Origin of the sequence: Phocaeicola sp. RTP21198st1_B8_RTP21198_201120 (genome assembly GCF_040929485.1) — a bacterium.
In the GTDB taxonomy this organism is placed as follows: Bacteria; Bacteroidota; Bacteroidia; order Bacteroidales; family Bacteroidaceae; genus Phocaeicola; species Phocaeicola dorei.
This window is the reverse complement of record NZ_JBCOCI010000551.1, coordinates 1-1,043: the sequence shown is the minus strand read 5'-3', so window position 1 is coordinate 1,043 and position 1,043 is coordinate 1. Positions and strand designations below refer to the sequence as shown.

Below are 1,043 nucleotides of genomic sequence, written 5' to 3'. Positions count from 1 at the left end.
GATTAATAGTAGTCGCTCAACATCTTCAAGGTTTTTATTATCGAGAAGCCATTTTCTCATTTCTTCTTCATGCTCTACATATTCTTTGTATTCAATTATTACCTCAAAAGGTAAAAACACACGGCATGACCAAAGATAATTTTGCTTATATCCAAAAAAACGACATCGCTGTTGAATTGTATCTGCGGTAGATTTTCCGACACTACATCTCGGCATATATGTTACTGCAAGATGCTCTACAGTAAAACCCCGATTAAGCATATCTGCTCCAACCAATATGTGAGAACAACTGCTAGCCCAATCAATCTCTTTATTTTCACCTTGTCTCTTATTCCTGCTTATAACTAATTCAACATTGGTGTCAAGAATGATATCATCTATACAGCACCAGATATCCTCAAAGGATGGGGCTGACTCATTGTGAGCTTCATACATCCGTATAGATTCTGGATAACATTTTGCAAAGCTATCTTTCAATTCTTGGTAGCCCAGGTCTTGTTCTCCATTAGCTAAAATATTCGACCATGCATCAATGATATTTTTTATCCATCTATAAAATTTCTCGCTCGCATCTTGATCTCTATCCGCATGTATCATCATAGATAAAAAAGATTCTTTCTGTAAAAGTTTTACTATGATAGCAACACCCATTAAATGTAACTGTAAGGCGTTTACAAGTGAATCCGGACAATCAGCAAGGTTATTGTGCTTTGAATGAAAAACTTCTCCTTCAGGAATTGTTATGATTAAACCTGGCTCATCACAAAAAAAAGTTTTGCCACCAGTATAAGTTTTGCCAGGAGTCAAAACAGTATGATGCTTAGGTGATAGTAAGTCCATTATACTTATTAACAATGGTCCTTGCGGAGTTGCCGTATATTGTATGTAGGAATGGTTTGCCAAAGCCCCCTTTAATTTCATGATACTACTATATGTAGTTGTATATTCATCATCTTCCCATTCTTCTGATTTACTATTTTTGTAAGCATAGCCATTCAGACTTGCTTGATCAGCTTCATCATCAATAATTAAAACTCCTGCTT

1 protein-coding gene is annotated in these 1,043 nt (G+C 35.6%); it reads right to left on the bottom strand.

The genetic code is table 11. From position 1 onward, the window contains the following. Positions 1 to 1,043: Z1 domain-containing protein (locus tag AB5935_RS28010; protein ID WP_368328101.1), on the bottom strand; the 1,043-nt coding region annotated here is incomplete at both ends.